The organism is Thermococcus peptonophilus (assembly GCF_001592435.1).
Classification (GTDB): domain Archaea; phylum Methanobacteriota_B; class Thermococci; order Thermococcales; family Thermococcaceae; genus Thermococcus; species Thermococcus peptonophilus.
The window spans coordinates 1642462-1659251 of record NZ_CP014750.1 but is presented as its reverse complement, the minus strand read 5'-3'; the positions used below and the strand labels follow the sequence as shown (position 1 = coordinate 1659251).

The 16790-nt window shown below is 51.4% G+C and carries 20 protein-coding genes and 1 CRISPR repeat array; of the genes, 10 read left to right on the top strand and 10 right to left on the bottom strand.

Annotated elements, in window-relative coordinates; all coding sequences use genetic code 11:
- Positions 1-58: 58 nt before the first annotated feature.
- Together A0127_RS08975 and A0127_RS08970 are read right to left on the bottom strand one after the other, a co-directional pair.
- Entirely contained in the window at positions 59-454 is a 396-nt protein-coding gene (locus tag A0127_RS08975) for a DUF555 domain-containing protein (RefSeq protein WP_054841552.1), read from the bottom strand.
- Between the two features lie 5 nt (positions 455-459).
- A complete protein-coding gene (locus A0127_RS08970; protein WP_062390487.1) occupies positions 460-747 on the bottom strand; it encodes a DUF357 domain-containing protein in 288 nt (95 codons plus the stop codon).
- Between the two features lie 205 nt (positions 748-952).
- On the opposite strand from A0127_RS08970, the gene A0127_RS08965 reads away from it, so the two are divergent.
- The 5 genes from A0127_RS08965 to A0127_RS08945 all read left to right on the top strand — a co-directional run bounded on the left by A0127_RS08965 (position 953) and on the right by A0127_RS08945 (position 7131).
- The gene (locus tag A0127_RS08965) at positions 953-1453 is read left to right on the top strand and encodes a hypothetical protein (protein WP_054841553.1); all 501 of its coding nucleotides are present in this window, start codon (positions 953-955) and stop codon (positions 1451-1453) included.
- A 60-nt stretch (positions 1454-1513) separates the two neighbouring features.
- On the top strand, positions 1514-1774 hold the full coding sequence (locus A0127_RS08960; protein ID WP_062390485.1) for a hypothetical protein: 261 nt from the start codon (positions 1514-1516) through the stop codon (positions 1772-1774).
- Between the two features lie 9 nt (positions 1775-1783).
- Positions 1784-2545, top strand: coding sequence for a 7-carboxy-7-deazaguanine synthase QueE (locus A0127_RS08955; protein ID WP_062390483.1), 762 nt, complete (start codon positions 1784-1786; stop codon positions 2543-2545).
- A 502-nt stretch (positions 2546-3047) separates the two neighbouring features.
- Positions 3048-4775: direct repeats of the CRISPR family, unit length 29 nt; unit sequence GTTTCCGTAGAACGTAGTCGTGTGGAAAG.
- 236 nt (positions 4776-5011) lie between these two features.
- Complete coding sequence (locus tag A0127_RS08950; protein WP_062390481.1) at positions 5012-6334, top strand: RuvB-like helicase; 1323 nt, start codon at positions 5012-5014, stop codon at positions 6332-6334.
- Between the two features lie 107 nt (positions 6335-6441).
- Complete coding sequence (locus tag A0127_RS08945) at positions 6442-7131, top strand: hypothetical protein (protein ID WP_156471192.1); 690 nt, start codon at positions 6442-6444, stop codon at positions 7129-7131.
- Here A0127_RS08945 and A0127_RS08940 read toward each other — a convergent pair.
- From A0127_RS08940 to A0127_RS08920, 5 genes are all read right to left on the bottom strand, one after another.
- Positions 7128-8108: a PIN domain-containing protein gene (locus A0127_RS08940; protein WP_082781418.1), complete on the bottom strand. Its 981-nt coding sequence runs from the start codon at positions 8106-8108 to the stop codon at positions 7128-7130. The genes A0127_RS08945 and A0127_RS08940 overlap by 4 nt on opposite strands.
- The gene (locus tag A0127_RS08935) at positions 8098-8571 is read right to left on the bottom strand and encodes a PDDEXK family nuclease (RefSeq protein ID WP_054841556.1); all 474 of its coding nucleotides are present in this window, start codon (positions 8569-8571) and stop codon (positions 8098-8100) included. Before A0127_RS08935 ends, A0127_RS08940 begins: the two co-directional genes overlap by 11 nt.
- Entirely contained in the window at positions 8568-9029 is a 462-nt protein-coding gene (locus A0127_RS08930) for a DUF2284 domain-containing protein (protein ID WP_062390476.1), read from the bottom strand. Before A0127_RS08930 ends, A0127_RS08935 begins: the two co-directional genes overlap by 4 nt.
- 66 nt (positions 9030-9095) lie before the next feature.
- Positions 9096-9641, bottom strand: a complete 546-nt coding sequence (locus tag A0127_RS10625; protein WP_197463580.1) for a DUF257 family protein — start codon at positions 9639-9641, stop codon at positions 9096-9098.
- A gap of 223 nt (positions 9642-9864) precedes the next feature.
- Complete coding sequence (locus A0127_RS08920; RefSeq protein WP_062390472.1) at positions 9865-10587, bottom strand: SDR family NAD(P)-dependent oxidoreductase; 723 nt, start codon at positions 10585-10587, stop codon at positions 9865-9867.
- A gap of 69 nt (positions 10588-10656) precedes the next feature.
- Between A0127_RS08920 and A0127_RS08915 the strand changes: the two genes are divergently transcribed.
- Positions 10657-11205 (top strand): YbhB/YbcL family Raf kinase inhibitor-like protein, encoded by a 549-nt coding sequence (locus A0127_RS08915; protein ID WP_062390470.1) that lies wholly within the window; start codon positions 10657-10659, stop codon positions 11203-11205.
- A 2-nt stretch (positions 11206-11207) separates the two neighbouring features.
- Here A0127_RS08915 and A0127_RS08910 read toward each other — a convergent pair whose 3' ends face one another.
- Positions 11208-11459 (bottom strand): hypothetical protein, encoded by a 252-nt coding sequence (locus A0127_RS08910; protein WP_062390467.1) that lies wholly within the window; start codon positions 11457-11459, stop codon positions 11208-11210.
- A gap of 100 nt (positions 11460-11559) precedes the next feature.
- Positions 11560-12024, bottom strand: coding sequence for a hypothetical protein (locus A0127_RS08905; RefSeq protein WP_062390465.1), 465 nt, complete (start codon positions 12022-12024; stop codon positions 11560-11562).
- A 60-nt stretch (positions 12025-12084) separates the two neighbouring features.
- On the opposite strand from A0127_RS08905, the gene A0127_RS08900 reads away from it, so the two are divergent.
- Complete coding sequence (locus A0127_RS08900; protein ID WP_231855754.1) at positions 12085-12678, top strand: glutaredoxin family protein; 594 nt, start codon at positions 12085-12087, stop codon at positions 12676-12678.
- Positions 12679-12742: 64 nt separating this feature from the next.
- Positions 12743-13471 (top strand): electron transporter, encoded by a 729-nt coding sequence (locus tag A0127_RS08895; protein WP_062390461.1) that lies wholly within the window; start codon positions 12743-12745, stop codon positions 13469-13471.
- Here A0127_RS08895 and A0127_RS08890 read toward each other — a convergent pair whose 3' ends face one another.
- Complete coding sequence (locus A0127_RS08890) at positions 13472-13933, bottom strand: Lrp/AsnC family transcriptional regulator (protein WP_062390459.1); 462 nt, start codon at positions 13931-13933, stop codon at positions 13472-13474.
- Between the two features lie 121 nt (positions 13934-14054).
- On the opposite strand from A0127_RS08890, the gene A0127_RS08885 reads away from it, so the two are divergent.
- The gene (locus tag A0127_RS08885) at positions 14055-15386 is read left to right on the top strand and encodes a leucine/methionine racemase (RefSeq protein ID WP_062390458.1); all 1332 of its coding nucleotides are present in this window, start codon (positions 14055-14057) and stop codon (positions 15384-15386) included.
- A 76-nt stretch (positions 15387-15462) separates the two neighbouring features.
- Positions 15463-16764 (top strand): uracil-xanthine permease family protein, encoded by a 1302-nt coding sequence (locus tag A0127_RS08880; RefSeq protein ID WP_062390456.1) that lies wholly within the window; start codon positions 15463-15465, stop codon positions 16762-16764.
- The last annotated feature ends 26 nt before the right edge of the window (positions 16765-16790 follow it).

Here is a 16790-nt window from a genome sequence, read left to right as displayed (position 1 = left end):
AGTTTTTGTTTGCAAGAGAGGAACACTACTGAAAAAGTACAAAAAGTCAACTACGATGTCAAGTGTCCTCCCCACTCAGTTCCTCTGCCTCAATCCCGTTTTCTCCGTCGTGGTCAAGCTCTCTTATTTCAAACACCTTCAGAGGAACCTTCTTTAGAGCCTTACCCACCACGGCCTTGGCAATCCTCTCGGCGTGCTCGATGCTCTGGGCGTTATAGACCTTGAGCGTCAGGTACATCCCGACAAGGCCGACGCTTCCTATGACGAAGGCACTCTCGAAGTGCGCCCCGCAGACGGGACACTGGGAGTAGCCTATCTCCACCCGCACAAAGTCGAGCTTCTCCTTGTTGAGGGCCTTGGTGACCTTGCTCACTGCGACGTTTATAGCGTCTTCGCTCGTCTCAACGTCCTTCACGATTATCGGTGCCTCAAGAACGACCACGTAGTCTCCCATTTCCATCACCCAAAGGCAAAAAGCCTGTCGTCTTCACCCTTAAACACTCCAAGCCTCACTCCAGCGTCAATAAACCCGTGGGCATAATTGAGAGCGGCGAAAGCGGTCACGTAGTCGCCCCTCTCGTAGTAGTACCTGGCGTCCTCAAAATAGCTCCTCGCCATGGTCAAAAAGTCGCGGGCGACGCTCATGAGAAGGCTCTTCTCGTGGACGGCTATTTCAAGCCTCTCAAGGGCCTCTTCGGTTATTTTGAAATACTTCTGAAGCTTCTCATCCGTTATCTCACGCCCCACCGGTCTCGCCTCGTCAGACCTTTTACAAGTCTCTTATAAACCTTACTTCAAAGGGGGGCAGTGGGGATGTCGCCCCCCTGGGGGTCCCGACGTCATCGCAACCCAATACTCGTCGGGCACTTGGGGTTATCGCGCGACCAAATAAAAGGCTTGCCCATTCCAAACCCTTATAACCCCTCCAGCCCTTCTCCCACCGGTGCGAGGCATGACCGGGACTGTGAGCAAGATAGTCCATTTTGAGGATGAAGAGAAGTTTATAGACGACATTGACTTTGCCCTTGAGCGCTTTTCGTATCTCGCGAGCAGATACGGCCACAATCCCATCAAAGGCGTCGTCCTGTGGGACTATATAGCTATAGAGGACAATGAAGACGTCAAGGTCTTCCGCGTCGGCGAGTTTCCATTCGTAGAAGGCATGCTTAAGCTCGACCTCGAAAAGATACGGACGCTTGAGGAATACTTTGACGAGATGGAGAGCAAGTGGGATGAGCTGACGGTTGAAGAGATAAACGCGTACGTCGAGCTGATGAACGAGGCATTGGGCGAGAGGAGGGTCTTTTACGATGCATACTCCCTCGGTCTCGACAGGAACACGGCGTACATAATCATAGACGTTCACGCGCTCCATTACCTTGCAGGAATCCTCGAGGGCGAGGAAAAGGAGCTTTTAGATGAGGCCGCTGAAGTCCTGCTCAGGTATATCTGATTGCCCAATTATGTGATTATGTAATTGCTGGATTAAACAACTAAAGCTTTGGTGGTTGCCATGCTGTTCAAGAAGAGGGGCGTCTTTACCGAGGAAGACGCCAAAAAAGTGATTGAGTGGATGGGTGCCCATCCCAAGGAGAAGGAGCTCATAGTGATGGCAGAGGTTGTTGAAAATGCCGCGAAGAGAAGGCTATGGGACTTCGCCAGGGCAGTGAAGCTCATGGCAGACATGACCGGCGAGGAGAGAGAAGTGAGGGTGGAGATACTTGAGGGGTTCATCAGCGAAAAGGTAAAGGGAATTGACGTTGAAGAGCTGTGAGGTGTCAGAATGAGGGTGATAATGGCGGAGGTCTTCAACAGCTGGCAGGGAGAAGGAGGGAGCGTCGAAGGTTCTGCCTTCGGAAGGAGGCAGATTTTCGTCCGCTTCGCCGGCTGCGATCTTCACTGCCTCTGGTGCGACTCAAAGGAATACATAGACGCCTCCCGGGTTTCCCGCTGGAGGTACGAGGTCGAGCCCTTCACAGGGAGATTTGAATACAGGCCTAACCCTGCGAGCGTTGAAGAGGTCGTTAATGCCGTTCTGAGGCTCGATACTGGAGACATACACTCCATAAGCTACACCGGTGGAGAGCCGACCCTTCAGGTGAAGGCCCTCAAGACCCTGATGGAGAGGATGAAAGAGCTCGGCTTCGATAACTTCCTAGAGACCCACGGCGGCCTTCCAGAGCTGATCAAAGAGGTAGCGCCGCTGACCGATTATGCGAGCGTGGACATAAAGGACGAGAGCGCGAGGGCGACTGAAGACTGGAACGGCCTCGTCCTCAGGGAGGTTGAGAGCATCAGAATCCTGAAGGAAGGTGGGGCGAAGACCTATGCAAAACTTGTCGTCACGAGCGAGACTAAGGTGGAGAACGTCCGATGGTACGCATCGCTCCTAAAGGACCTCGCTCCTCTCGTCATCCAGCCGAGGGAACCCATAGATATCCCCCAGGCGAAGCTCATGGAGCTCTACCGCGAGGCAGCAAGAATAATGGGCAGGAAGAACGTCGGCCTCAGCTTCCAGGTCCACAAGTACCTGAACGTGCTTTGATCGTGCTACCGGGTTTCCAAAAAACTATGATTGTTCTTTTTATCCATTATATATGGCAGGCTCTAGCCAAAATAAGCCATTAGACAAACATCAGACCATAGAAGACTCAAAAAAGAGCGCATTATCGCTTTTGGTTTCTGTTTATCACATAAGTGGTAATTTTCTGCAAAATGTAGTCATTCATAAGAAAAAAGCTAAAAACTTCTCAAAAGCCCGCTGAACGGTTATGTGGCGAGTTTGAATAGGTAAGCAGGGCCAAATCGCAAGGACTTTAAATTTTGCTATGATTTAGGGGTTTGATTCTTTGTATTAGGCCTTCGATTTTTTGAATTGGCGATAGAACTGAAGTTAATCTTATGAGGGACAGTAGAAAGCCCCGGGATGCTCCTTTATTTTTGTGTTAGATTTATAAAGGACGTGCAGTGCTACGGGTTCCCAAAGAAAGCCTTAAATAGGAGTTGGGGAATCACTTTGTTTGCCAATCAGAGAAAAGAAGTGAAGAGTTTCCGTAGAACGTAGTCGTGTGGAAAGTACGCTCTACGTTGGGGATAAAATAGACATCTCGGGAGGTTTCCGTAGAACGTAGTCGTGTGGAAAGCCGCGAGTACCTGAACCTGATCAGCCAGAAGCGCGGCGTTTCCGTAGAACGTAGTCGTGTGGAAAGTCATAAGAGGGAGGACGTAAACGAGGCCGTTGAGGAAACGAGTTTCCGTAGAACGTAGTCGTGTGGAAAGACAAACTTCTCAAGAGTGGCCGTTTTCGGACGGCGCTTCACAAGGTTTCCGTAGAACGTAGTCGTGTGGAAAGCGACCTTCTTCTTGAACTCAACGTCAATCACTCCGCTAGTTTCCGTAGAACGTAGTCGTGTGGAAAGATCTTCGAGAAACCGAGCTCGCGGGCCTTCTTTGCGACGTTTCCGTAGAACGTAGTCGTGTGGAAAGGGAAGGGCGGCAACGAGGCCATCATCACCCTGACACTCCCCGAGTTTCCGTAGAACGTAGTCGTGTGGAAAGTCGAAGAGTTCAACGAGCACTACGAATGCCAGCGGTACTGGTTTCCGTAGAACGTAGTCGTGTGGAAAGACCATTCACCAGAGACCCCACCCCCAAGTGAACCCTTCTACAAGTTTCCGTAGAACGTAGTCGTGTGGAAAGGTTGTTAGGGGCGTTGGTGTCGAGGGTTCTGCGAGCGTTTCCGTAGAACGTAGTCGTGTGGAAAGAGCAGGCTGTTGAGTTGCTGAGAACCTACGATCCGACGTTTCCGTAGAACGTAGTCGTGTGGAAAGTACCTTGGAACTCCAGTGGAACGGCCAGGTCGCGGTCTATGTTTCCGTAGAACGTAGTCGTGTGGAAAGTTCTCCAGGAGCACGGCACGCTGACGCCAGAGACCGGTTTCCGTAGAACGTAGTCGTGTGGAAAGCCAGCTCGCCATAGCCGACCTCGCCGCGACCGTTGACCAGCAGGTTTCCGTAGAACGTAGTCGTGTGGAAAGTGCTAATTGGGCTCCTGCTTGTGGTAATACCGCCTCGTTTCCGTAGAACGTAGTCGTGTGGAAAGCTACAGGGACGTCGCGGACTTCGTGATGGATGCAATACGTTTCCGTAGAACGTAGTCGTGTGGAAAGTTATGTGGGTTATACTGAGTGCCGCGATTTCTATTGAGGTTTCCGTAGAACGTAGTCGTGTGGAAAGTGCTTCTGCAGGCCTGACTGACAAACTCAAAAATGCAGTTTCCGTAGAACGTAGTCGTGTGGAAAGAGGGTCTGGAAATACTCTTCGCGGCGCTCGACGATGAGGGGTTTCCGTAGAACGTAGTCGTGTGGAAAGCTGCTGGTGTTGTGTTTGTCAAGTTGACTAGAGCCGGGTTTCCGTAGAACGTAGTCGTGTGGAAAGCTGGTGGCCTGCTTGAGACAGTCGACGCGAGCAGTAGCGTTTCCGTAGAACGTAGTCGTGTGGAAAGAAGCACTGGAGGGACGGCTATGAGGGGTTTCGTCCGCGCTGTTTCCGTAGAACGTAGTCGTGTGGAAAGCACTCGCTGATGATGCTCGGGCTTAGATCGTCGTGCCGTTTCCGTAGAACGTAGTCGTGTGGAAAGAGGCGATCGACAAGATCCTTGAGCTCTTGGTTTTCCTTGTTTCCGTAGAACGTAGTCGTGTGGAAAGTTGTCTCACCGCCAACCACTGAAATCACCCCTTGTAGTTCTGTTTCCGTAGAACGTAGTCGTGTGGAAAGCTTCCGTTATTCTCGCTATGCGGCAGTTCTACAACACGTTTCTGAAGAGCGCATCCATGCTGAAGAGAACAACGTCCGCAAAAACTTTAACACCAAGAGAAAACGCAATTTCGGCAATGATGAGATTGGCCTTTGGGGTGAAGGATGCCCGGGATCGACGGCCTGAGCCTCCGTCAAATTTTTAAGTCCCCTCTTTTAGTAACCTTTGGTATTCTAAAGGAACTGGGGGTGAGAAAATGCCAGTGATCGAGGAGGTAGCTACCAAGAGCTTCGAGAGGATTGGAATGCACTCCCACATAAGGGGCCTCGGCCTCGACGAGAACGGAAAGGCGAAGTTCATGGCCGACGGAATGGTCGGACAGATAAAGGCGAGGGAAGCAGCAGGAATAGCCGTTGAGCTCATAAAGCGCGGTAAGCTCGCGGGAAAGGGGATTCTCCTCGTAGGCCCAACTGGAAGTGGTAAAACGGCAATAGCCATGGGCATAGCGAGAGAACTCGGTGAAGACGTCCCCTTCGTCCAGATAGCGGGCAGTGAGATTTACTCCGCGGAAGTCAACAAGACAGAGTTCCTCAAGCAGGCCATGAGGAGGGCCATAGGCGTCAGGATAAGCGAGGAGAGGAAGGTCTATGAGGGTGAAGTGAAGTCCATCGAGGTCAGGAAGACGAGGCACCCCTTCAACCCGTACGTCGAGATTCCGGAGAGCGTCATCATAACCCTCCGCACGAAGGACGACGAGAAGACGATAAGGGCGGGAAGAGAGATAGCCTACCAGCTCATGGAGATGGGCGTCGAGGAGGGCGACGTTATCCAGATAGACGCTGAGACGGGTAGAATATCGAAAGTAGGAACCACGAAGGAGGAAGAGGGCCTCTTCTTCAAGAGGAAGGTCAGCCTCCCGAGCGGGCCAGTTCTGAAGATCAAGGAGTTCACCTACACGGTCACCCTGCACGACCTCGACGTTGCCAATGCCAGGGGCAACATCTTCGGCCTGCTCTTCAGTACCGGTGCGGAGATAAGCGACGAGGTTAGGCAGAGGGTTGACGAGACCGTGAAGAAGTGGATCGAGGAAGGCAGGGCAACCCTCGTTCCTGGTGTCCTCTTCATAGACGAGGTCCACATGCTCGACATCGAGGCGTTCTCTTTCCTCGCTAGGGCCATGGAGAGCGAGCTCGCGCCAATACTCATCCTGGCCACCAACAGGGGCAGAACGAAGATAAGGGGCACCGACATCGAGGCACCGCACGGAATTCCGATTGACATGCTGGACAGGCTCCTCATAATCAACACCGAGCCGTACAAGAGGGAGGAGATCAGGGAGATAGTCAAGATAAGGGCGAAGGAGGAGAAGATAGAGGTCAGCGAGGAGGCAATAGAGTACCTCGCGGAGCTCGGCGAGAAGACCAGCCTGCGCTACGCCGTCCAGCTCCTCGCCCCCGCGAGCGTCCTGGCTAGAGGCGGCAGGGTCGAGAAGGAGCACGTCGAGAGGGCCAAGGAGTACTTCGCCGACATAAAGAGGAGCATCCAGTTCGTTGAGAAGCTTGAGGGCATGCTGCAGTGAGCCTTTCCTTCTTTCTACCTCCTTCTCTGATGATTAAAGTCAGAAACCCATCACGGGCCAGAGGACGCCAAAAACTTTTTATGGTCTAACTATTACTTCAATGTATGGTGATAACAATGCGAACTAAAGATTGGAAGTCAACAAGCGAGACAATCCTCGTACTCATCGCGGTAGCTTTAGTGGTAATCTCGGCGGGATGTTCAAAAGGCCCGAACACTGCAAACACACCCACGAGCACGAGTGTTAAGAACACCAGCATGTCCTCTATCCAAGACCGCACACTCATGTTGAGACTCAACGGCACGTTCTCAGGCCAGCTCAGCGTTCCAGCATCACTAGCCGAGGACGTCAGGGAGTACTTTGAGAAGAGCAACACAACCCTATACTCCTTCGAGATTGAAGTTGTGAATGATAACGGCAAGCCCCAGGCGAGCATTACACTGTATCTCCTGAAAATCGTGCCGCCGTTTGGGCCGAAAGAGTTTGAAGTTCTCATCAACGGCAAACCCGTTTCCGGAGAGACCTACGTGCCTGTTTACCCGGATGTTTCGGTAGTCATTGAGTACTCTGGAAAACAGTACTCCGGGCAGTTGACTGCAAAAGTCAAAGAGAAATCCCTTGCAAGGTTCACAGCCAAAAAGTCCGAACTTGATAAACATCCCGGGGAGACCATTAAACTGGGAACAGTAGACGGGTTCACTCTGCTCGCTCACGTGAACGATGCTGGAAACTACACCTTCATAGTTAAGGGGAGAAACGGCGAAGAGCTTGCAACCGGCGGGCTTGTTGTTGGTTAACCTTTCATAATTTTCTCCAGCTTCCTGCACAGGTTCAGATGGAAGAGAAACTCTCTTTGAAGCTCCTCCTCTCTGAAGATAAGTTTGAGCTCGTTCAGCCTTTTCTTCCCTCCGAACTCGCCGTAAACCAGCGTCCCGTTAACCCCAACCAGCCCAAAAACCGCCGCGAGGTTGAAGATGAGCGTCCTGAGCTGGTAGGCGGAGACCTCATGGGTACCGAGCCTTGCAGTTGGATATTCAAAGTAGAAGTATTCGAGACCCTCTATTCTGGCGACGTCGGTTATGGCAAGGTCAGCCGTCAGAAAGACCACCATCACCGGGCTCATCTCGTCGTAGTGCTTGAGGGTCTTCACTATGCGCTCGTCGTTGTTGTGACCCTCTCCATAGCGCTCAACAACGATTATTCTGTCTCTAAGGGCCTCAAACTCCTTTAGGGCTATGTAAGCGGCTTTTCTGGCCTTCTTCGTCCTCCTGTTACTCAGCTCACGCAGGAGATGACCGTTTTTGACTGTGCTCATAATCTCGTGGAGGTAGTTTGAGCGGTACTTGTAGTTCATGGCACTCTCTATCTCGTTTTTGACGTCCTCGGCGACGACGATCTGGTAGCCATCGAGAGGCCGATAGCTGGATATAAAGCGGTGGTAGAAGATGTTGGTGTCGGGAGAAAACACAACTCCTTTTCTGAGGATGCGGTACAGCTCCAGCATTTCCTTAAAGTCTTCTATGTTGTCGTACGTGATCACCCCCGAGGAGATAAACGCCTCGTAGAAGTCGGAGTAAGAAGGAAGCTCTGGATGCCTGACGTGGAAGTCCCGCTTTTCGGCCTTGACTTCCAGCAGATAGCCCTTCTCCATGGGACTAGCTGTAAAGAGAAGCGTGCCATAGAGTGGAAACCCCACCCGGATTTTCTCCCGTTCCTGGAGGAGGTTGATGAGTATCTGAAGTTCAGGCTTTTCAATAACCACCTCACCCATCATTCCCGTCACCCAGGAAGTTCTTGAGAACCTGCATGTGTTTTGGGAGCATCATGTAAGGTCTGTTCGGAAACTGAACATCAAGGAGAGCCATGTAGAGTATCTCCCAGACGTTGGACTCCATACTGTGGATTATCGCGGCGGCAACCAGCGCCTTCCTCCCTGAGGTCATGTTGAGGACGATATCACTGCCCTTCTCCTTCAGCTCGAAGAAGAGGTTTTTCAGAACTCTATCTGCCTCCTTGAAGTCATCATCGGGTATGATAAGCGTCTTCACTTCGGGAGAAAATCCATAAGCTTCGGAGATTGTCTTTATTGCCTCGGTTATTTTCGGCAGGTTGTGGGAGTATCTTCTCTCGGTTACGATGTAAACCTCCTTCGGGCGCTCTCCCTTCATTACCGAGGCGTAATATGTGTTCACCAGCGCCCAGGGCGTCCTTCCAAGGAGTGCTATGTGAACGCTCATTCGACCATCACCATCCCGTAGAGGACGCTTTCCGAGAAGTCTATCTCAACCAGCGAGCTTATCTCAATCCCGATCGCGTCTATGCTCGGCCTCACCTTCTCAGGCATCCTGCAGGGCTCACCGCGCTCAAAGGGACAGTCGTCGCAGAGATTGCAGTTGCCCGGAAAAAGGGCCATCACGTAGAGCTTTCCCTGCTTAAAGAGCTCTGCCTCCTTCTTCAAAAGCCATAGGAGAACCTTCCTCTTCTCGTTTTCGAAGTCGTTCATGTCGATTTCAAACTTCACTAGAAGGGCCTTTTTGAAGGATCTGGCCCACTCTTTAGTTTCCTTCCAGTCGGGAGCGTATGGCGGACAGCCCGGTCTCTTTCCATACATCGGGCAGACCCTGCACTTCCAAACAGGCCTCGGCGAGACGGTTATCCTCCCCGCTGGAATTTCCTTCTCCCACACCACGCGCATCTTGCCCACAGAAGAGAGTATGAATAAGATGTTAAAATCGTTTATGCCCTTCTATGGGCTCTTGGATTAGGACTTGACCGTAAATGTCGCACCTTCAAGATTCCTGTTCATCGACTTAACGACGGACATCACGAATCCTTCATCCTCCTTTGAAACCCTAACCACGGTGGTCGCTATTTCCTCAACAAGGGGTAGGACAAAATGCTTATTGTCTTCTATTAAGTCCTTATTGAGGAAATACAATGCAATTCTGCGCTCATCCCCAGTGTAAGTTAGAATGGCATTGACTACGTTCACAACCTCCCTGAAATTGGACAGCAAAAACAGTTTTTCAAGCCCAAGAATGATATCAATGAGCCTCCCTCCCATTAGAACAGAGCTAAAAACTTCGTTGTATTCCCTAGACCAAATCACATAATCTTTGCTGAGCTTGATGTACTTGATTATCTTGCCGATATTTTGATGTCCTCCCTCTTTGATTACCGGTACGTCGTCCAGAATGGATACATCGAGCCCCGACAATTTTAGGTGAACCCTGTGCAGGTAAAGTGTGTCCAAAATATCTTCGATAACAATCCGGTACCCCTTGTTTTTTTGCCCACTTGAGAGCATAATAGAGGCCAAGCGCCGGAGATGTTAGAGAATCATGCTCTACGATCACAGTCTCCCCAAACCGTACGCTATTCCAAATTTTTTCAACACTGGGCATAGCTACCACCTCCGTTTCTGGTTAACAGAAAAATTTAAAATGAAAATTTAAATGTTTCGATAACACCTTTACACAAAAGTTGAAACAAAACGTAATCAACCAATACCTATCATATTCAGTAATGTACTAATCCATCAGCCTGCCACCGTTGACGTCTATAACCTCACCGGTTATGTGGTCGTTTTCGAGGAGGAAGATAACCGCGTGGGCAATCTCCTCGGGCTTCGCTATTTCACCCGTTAGGGAAAGCCTTCTGAGCTTCTCCTTTATCTCGGGGCTTATCAGTCCGGTATCCACCGGACCCGGTGCAACCGCGTTCACGAGTATGTTTGGAGCTAGATGCCTCGCGAGGTTAAAAGTCATCGCTATCAGCCCACCCTTCGAGGCCGCGTAGTGTGGCCCGACGGTTCCGCCGTCCTTTCCCGCTATCGAGGCTATGTTTACGATCTTGCCCTTCTTCATGTACCTAAGAACCTCCTGCGTGACAATGAAGGCTCCCTTGAGGTTGACTCCAAGAACGTTGTCCCAGTCCTCATCCGTTACCTCCATCGGTGTCAGTGCCTTTCCGAGTATTCCCGCGTTGTTGACGAGGATGTCTATCCCGCCGAAGCGCTCGACGATCTTCTCCACCATAGCTCTGACTTCTTCCCTGTTCCTGACGTCGGCCTTTACAATCATCGCCTCTGCCCCAGCCTCCCTGCAGAGTCTCTCGGTCTCTCTGGCCCCCTCTTCGTCGTGGGCGTAGTTTATTGCCACTTTCGCTCCCTTCCTCGCGAGGGCCACGGCTATGGCTCTCCCAATTCCGCGGGAAGCACCTGTGACGAGGGCAACATTTCCAGCCAGCTCCATAGTATCACCGTAGAAATTTCGGTATTCCACCCCAAAAACCTTTTTACCTTCAATACCCCAACCGAGATCATGAGGACGTTGCTCCCACTGCTCCTGGCCTTGCTGGTCGTCGCTTCCGGATGCCTCTCAGGAGGGGGCGAGAAAATGGAGAAAACCCTCGAGGTAGGCTCCGTCTTCCATGACGGAGAGTTCATACCGAAGGAATACACCTGTGAAGGTGACGATATAAACCCGCCGATTTACATCGCTAACATTCCGCCCGATACCAGAAGTTTGGCCATCATCGTTGATGATCCCGATGCACCCGCTGGAACCTTCACCCACTGGATAGCCTGGAACATTCCGCCCGTTGGGGAGATACCCTCCTGGATACCCAAAAAGACCGAGACTGACGAGCCGATACACATCATACAAGGGAAGAACGACTTCGGGAGGATAGGCTACAACGGTCCCTGTCCGCCGAGAGGTCACGGGGTCCACCACTACCACTTCAAGGTCTACGCCCTCGACACGGAACTCAAACTCGAACCCGGCTCATCAAGAAAAGAGTTAGAAAAAGCCATGGAAGGCCATGTAATAGCCTGGGGAGAGGTCGTTGGGCTCTACGAGAGGAAGTAAAGTTACTTTTCCATCAGCTTTACCGCGAGGTTTATGGCGCTCTGAAAAGCCGAGAGGAAGTTCAGCGTGAAGAATATCCAGTCGCCTATTATCCAGGAGTATATTGTCAGCAGGGTCGCTGCCGTAACGTAGATTACTATGAACTTCATGTTGAGAGGGCACTTCCTCGTTTTTACCGTTTCCCATGTCTGGGGAACCCACGCGCTCACCAGCAGGAGCATTCCAAGAAGTCCGATTACCTCTCCACCGTTCATTTTTCTCACCCAGCCCAGAAAAGGAAAGCCCTAAAAAAGCCTTATGGAGGGATTCTTGTAAAATTCACCCGGTTGAACGCTGATCTTTGAAAAAAGAAAGTTAAAGCTTGTTCGCAAGCCTTGAAGTCGCCCAGGTCTTAACGTCCTCATCGAGGATGTTCTCTATTATCTTCATGGCCCGTGCAATCTCACCTTTCTCGGCCAGCTTCAGGGCAACTTCTGCCTCGACCTTTGCCCTGTTTGATAGGTCGGAGATGTACTCGGCTATTTTCAGGGCGTCCTCAATCTTCTCCAGCTCAAGGAGGTCAAAAGCCAGCCCCATCAGCGTCTTGGTACTCTCATCCTGGCCAGTAACGTTCATGGCGGCCTCTACCGCTCTGGTGAGTGCCCCGGAATAATCCTCTCCAGCTTTGACGAGCTCAACCACGATCTGGTTCAGGGCCATTGACTTGACCTTGTTATCTGGAATCTTTTCAACGAGTTCAAGGGCCTCATCAAATCTGTGAGCCTTCACGAGCTTCATGACCCCATCGTAAAGCGCCCGTGAGCGGTACCATTCCTGCATGGGAGTCCCCCGCAATTATTAATGCCCAAAGTTTATAACATCTTTCCCGAGCTAATAATGGTGGTAAAGGTGAAAAAAACTGGAATACTGTTGATGCTCCTGGTCTTGGTGGGATTTGCTTCCGCCTGTCTGGGTTCGGATTCAAATACATCCAGCCAGACGTCCACGGAATCTCCAAAATACGTGGATGTAAATGGAACGAAGATATACCTTGATCAGATACACTTTTACATGTACGGAGCAAAGACCTGCCCCCACTGCAGGAATATGAAGACTCAAATTCCCAGCGTCTATGGGGAAGACGCCCTAACGTACTACGAGCTTATTGACAACGAAACCAACATGGAACTCTTCCGGCAGCTCAACCAGTTGACGGGAATAACCGGGGTTCCAGCAATAGCCATAGTCTACAACGACAGCCTTCAGGCAATTTTTGAAGGAGAGTTCAAGGTAAACGCCACCCCTGAGATAATAGCCACCGCAATGAAAGAAAACGGGGTGATAATGGTCGTCCAGGGCCAGATATACCTCCTCCCACGCAATGATCCGCGGTATTCTGCCCTCATCGATGCCCTCCGAACGATTTTCGTGGAACACAGAGGTGTTGATGTTCAGAGCGTTCTGGAGAAGCTGAAATCGAACTCAACAGGTTGAAACCTCTTGTTCTCAACTTTTTGTTTTAGAAACCAAGAAAAAGGACCGTTGCGAGCATATCATTATGAGGGGGGAAATCAAGCTGTTGTTAGTGATTCTGGGGCTGTCCTTTGGAATCAGCGCACTTGCGCTGTACCTGCTAGGGATTCCAGGGTTCATTCCCCAGTTCTACGCCCTCTCAATGAGCGACTCTATAAACCCCTGTACCTTTGTGATATACACGATGCTCTTGATAGCGCTGTCAGTTAGAAATGTTGAGAAGAAGCAGCTTTACATCGTTGGCTCCGCGTTCATCCTGGCTGTCTATATCTCATACTACCTTCTCGGAGTCGGCCTCCTGTACCTCGGGCAGTACATCCCTCTCTGGTTCGCAGGCTTCCTGGCAATAGCGTTTGGAGTCTACACCATTGTTACTGGTATCATGGAAAAGTCAAGGATAGCGGATAAGAAGGGCATTAGGAGGAAGATGTTTAGTACAGAGGCAACTTTTCTGAGCTCTTTCTTCCTCGGTGTCGTGGTCTCGACCACATTACTGCCATGCTCTGCGGGAAGTTATCTCGTCTACGCAACTATTATATCCCATGGCAGCAGGGCGCTTGCATTCCTGCTTCTAGCCCTCTACAACATCATCTTTGTCCTGCCACTCGTTCTGATACTGCTCACTATGGGAAGCATTTCGGAGAGCAAGCGCTTCTCCCAGGCCCTCGTCAGGCACAGCAGGGAGCTTTCAGTCGTCGCCGGAATACTGCTGATCGGAATTGGAGTGTGGGTTCTCATGGGAGGCTCGGTTTAATTAGAACACCCTCGCGTAGCCCCACTTCCTGACACTGGTTAGTATTGAGGTCTCCGTGCTCTTTATCCCATCTATGCTCCCTAGCTTCTCGATAAGGAAGTCCTCAAGCTCCTTCAAATCCCTGACAGTGACCTGCATCAGTATGTCGTGCGCTCCCGTGGCGATGCCAAGGACATCGACTTCAGGTAGTTTGCTGAGCTTCTCCGCGGCCTCCTTCACTTTGCCCGGCTCTGTGTCGACCGCGATGAAGGCCACTATGGAGTAGCCTGCCTTAAACGGATTTATTAGAGCCGCAAACTTTCGTATAATCCCTCTCTCCAGGAGCTTCTTGACCCTGAGCCTGACGGTGGATTCTGGAACTCCTATTCTCCGTGCGATCTCGGAGTAGCTCGCCCGACCGTCCTCCTGAAGGATCCGAAGTATAGACTTATCAAGTGAGTCGAGCTCTTCCGTGTTCATCATAATCATCTCCCCCTATTTACTAATTTCGTATCAATTTTATAAGTCTTTCCAATGAATTCGCAATTTTAAGGCGAAAATGCTATTAGTTTCAAACGCATATAATACTTAGGTGAGAACCTGCATGACTCCTGAAGAGGTCGTTGAGAGATATTCACGGGTCATTTCCAGGGCGTCCCACGTTACTTATGTACCCATTGTTCCATACCGGGCTGAAAACGCCCTCGTGTGGGACATTGAAGGGAGAAAGTACATAGACTTCCTCGCAGATGCCGCCGTCCAGAACGTTGGACACAACAACCCCCGGGTCGTTGAGGCGGTGAAGAAAACCGCAGACAGGCTACTCCACTTCACCTTCATTTATGGCTTCCCGGTCGAGCCTCTTCTTCTCGCCGAGAAGCTGAGGGAGATAGCACCGATTGATGAAGCAAAGGTTGCCCTTGGCCTGAGCGGGAGCGACGCAAACGACGGCGCGATAAAGTTCGCCAGGGCCTACACCGGCAGGCGTTCGATTATCGGTTACCTCAGGAGCTACTACGGTTCCACCTATGGTGCAATGAGCGTTACCGGTCTTGACTTTGAAGTCCGTGCGAAGGTCGGACAGCTCAGCGATGTCCACTTCATACCTTTTCCAAACTGCTACCGCTGTCCTTTTGGAAAAGAACCCGGAAAATGCAGGATGGAGTGCGTCTCCTTCATGAAGGAGAAATTTGAAGGAGAGGTACACGCCGAGGGAACTGCCGCGCTGATAGCAGAGGCAATACAGGGCGACGCGGGAATGGTGGTGCCACCTGAAAACTACTTCAAGAAAGTCAAAAGGATACTTGATGAGCACGGCATACTGCTCGTCGTTGATGAAGTCCAGAGCGGCCTAGGAAGGACTGGAAAATGGTTCGCCATAGAGCACTTCGGCGTCGAGCCCGACATCATAACCCTCGCAAAGCCCCTGGGCGGCGGACTGCCCATAAGCGCAATAGTTGGGAGGAAAGAGATCATGGACTCACTACCACCGCTGGGGCATGCGTTCACAATGTCGGGCAACCCGGTAGCTAGCGCCGCCGCCCTGGCGGTGATCGAAGAGATAGAAGAGAAAAATCTGCTCAAAAGGGCTGAGATACTTGGAGAGAGGGCAAAGAAAAAACTGAGAAGAATGAAAAAGAAGCACGAGCTGATAGGCGATGTCCGCGGACTGGGCCTCATGCTGGGCGTTGACCTCGTGAAGGATAGAGAAACAAAGGAAAGGGCATACGATGAGGCCAAAAAGGTTGTCTGGAGAGCCTACGAGCTGGGCCTTATAGTTGCCTTCCTCCAGGGCAACGTCCTGAGGATAGAGCCACCCTTGACCATCGAGGAAGAAGTGCTTGATGAGGGATTAGACAAGCTCGAGGAGGCAATAGAGGACGTTGAAGAAGGTCGCGTACCTGATGAAGTCATTGAGAAAGTGCAGGGATGGTAATTAACAATTTCTTGTTTATTCTTGCTACATCCGAAAACTTTTTAAACAAAAACCAACACAGCCTGAGCGGGCTTTAATGGAGAAAGTCGAAGTTGTAGAGAAGCCGGTTCTGAAAGTTGGAATAGAGGAAAAGGTCGAGCCTGCGAAGGCTTTCGTTTTTGGGCTTCAGCACGTCCTTGCAATGTTTGGAGCCACAGTTACAGTGCCGCTGGTCGTCGGCGGAGCAGTTGGGCTCAGCGGAGACCAGATAGCCATGATGATACAGGCGGTTCTCCTCGCTATGGGCATAGCGACGCTTCTCCAGACTATCATTGGAACCCGCTATCCGATAGTTCAGGGCTCGAGCTTCGCCTTCATTCCCGGGCTGATATCGATAGGCTCGACCATCGGCATGGCTGCCGTTCAAGGTGCACTGATAGTCGGCGGGCTGATAGAAGGGCTTGTGGGCTGGCTCGGCATCATCGGAAAGATCAGAAAACTCTTCACACCACTCGTCACGGGAGTAACAATAACCCTCATAGGCTTCAGCCTCGCCAACGTTGCGCTGATGAACTTCTTCAACGCGTACGCAGACCCAAACGGCACAAACGTCTGGAAAGCCGTGCTCGTAGCCACGGTTACGTTTCTCACGACGGTCTTCGTGGCACTCAAAGCAAAGGGAAGCTTGAAGGCCACGCCAGTGGTCGTGGGCGCGGCTGTAGGTTGCCTGATCAGCATTCCACTCGGGCTTACCAACTTCAGCCTCATCGAAAGCCTTCCTATTCTCAACGTCCCCAAGCCGTTTCCGTGGGGAGCGCCGGTCTTTGATACAGCAGCAATAGTCATACTGCTCTTCGCATTCATGGTCAGCATAATCGAGAGCGTCGGTGACTACCACGCCATAGCGACCGTAACGGGTGCGGAGATAACGGAGAAGCACATTGGAAGGGGCATAGGAGCGGAAGGACTGGCGTGCTCAATAGCTGGCTTCCTTGGCGCCTGCGGAACAACGAGCTATTCCGAAAACATCGGTGTAGTCGCTTTAACGAAAGTGGGCAGCAGGCACGTGGTTCAGGTTGGGGCCGTGATACTGATATTCCTCTCCCTGTTCCCGAAGTTCGCTGGATTACTAGCCTCCATGCCGGCCCCAGTGCTCGGCGGCCTGACCCTGGCACTCTACGGGATGATAAGCGTCACTGGCCTTAGGCTGATAAAGGAAAAGGTGGAGTTCACTGACAGGAACGTCCTCATTCTGGCAGCGGCGCTGATAGCGGGCCTTGGCGCACCTCAGCTCCCCGAGAGTCTGTTCCACGCTCTACCAAGAATAATCTCCAGTATACTCGAGTCAGGAATGGCAGTTGGAGCGATAACGGCGATAATCCTGGAGAGGATTCTCTAATCTCTCTTCCATATCTTTATCAATCT

Excerpts from the sequence above, each read along its gene's own strand:
- A0127_RS08975 (WP_054841552.1), bottom strand. The coding sequence starts at position 454 with ATGGGAGACTACGTGGTCGTTCTTGAGGCACCGATAATCGTGAAGGAC.
- A0127_RS08965 (WP_054841553.1), top strand. The coding sequence starts at position 953 with ATGACCGGGACTGTGAGCAAGATAGTCCATTTTGAGGATGAAGAGAAG.
- A0127_RS08960 (WP_062390485.1), top strand. The coding sequence starts at position 1,514 with ATGCTGTTCAAGAAGAGGGGCGTCTTTACCGAGGAAGACGCCAAAAAA.
- A0127_RS08955 (WP_062390483.1), top strand. The coding sequence starts at position 1,784 with ATGAGGGTGATAATGGCGGAGGTCTTCAACAGCTGGCAGGGAGAAGGA.
- A0127_RS08950 (WP_062390481.1), top strand. The coding sequence starts at position 5,012 with ATGCCAGTGATCGAGGAGGTAGCTACCAAGAGCTTCGAGAGGATTGGA.
- A0127_RS08940 (WP_082781418.1), bottom strand. The coding sequence starts at position 8,108 with ATGATGGGTGAGGTGGTTATTGAAAAGCCTGAACTTCAGATACTCATC.
- A0127_RS08935 (WP_054841556.1), bottom strand. The coding sequence starts at position 8,571 with ATGAGCGTTCACATAGCACTCCTTGGAAGGACGCCCTGGGCGCTGGTG.
- A0127_RS08930 (WP_062390476.1), bottom strand. The coding sequence starts at position 9,029 with ATGCGCGTGGTGTGGGAGAAGGAAATTCCAGCGGGGAGGATAACCGTC.
- A0127_RS10625 (WP_197463580.1), bottom strand. The coding sequence starts at position 9,641 with ATGCTCTCAAGTGGGCAAAAAAACAAGGGGTACCGGATTGTTATCGAA.
- A0127_RS08920 (WP_062390472.1), bottom strand. The coding sequence starts at position 10,587 with ATGGAGCTGGCTGGAAATGTTGCCCTCGTCACAGGTGCTTCCCGCGGA.
- A0127_RS08915 (WP_062390470.1), top strand. The coding sequence starts at position 10,657 with ATGAGGACGTTGCTCCCACTGCTCCTGGCCTTGCTGGTCGTCGCTTCC.
- A0127_RS08910 (WP_062390467.1), bottom strand. The coding sequence starts at position 11,459 with ATGAACGGTGGAGAGGTAATCGGACTTCTTGGAATGCTCCTGCTGGTG.
- A0127_RS08905 (WP_062390465.1), bottom strand. The coding sequence starts at position 12,024 with ATGCAGGAATGGTACCGCTCACGGGCGCTTTACGATGGGGTCATGAAG.
- A0127_RS08895 (WP_062390461.1), top strand. The coding sequence starts at position 12,743 with ATGAGGGGGGAAATCAAGCTGTTGTTAGTGATTCTGGGGCTGTCCTTT.
- A0127_RS08890 (WP_062390459.1), bottom strand. The coding sequence starts at position 13,933 with ATGATGAACACGGAAGAGCTCGACTCACTTGATAAGTCTATACTTCGG.
- A0127_RS08885 (WP_062390458.1), top strand. The coding sequence starts at position 14,055 with ATGACTCCTGAAGAGGTCGTTGAGAGATATTCACGGGTCATTTCCAGG.
- A0127_RS08880 (WP_062390456.1), top strand. The coding sequence starts at position 15,463 with ATGGAGAAAGTCGAAGTTGTAGAGAAGCCGGTTCTGAAAGTTGGAATA.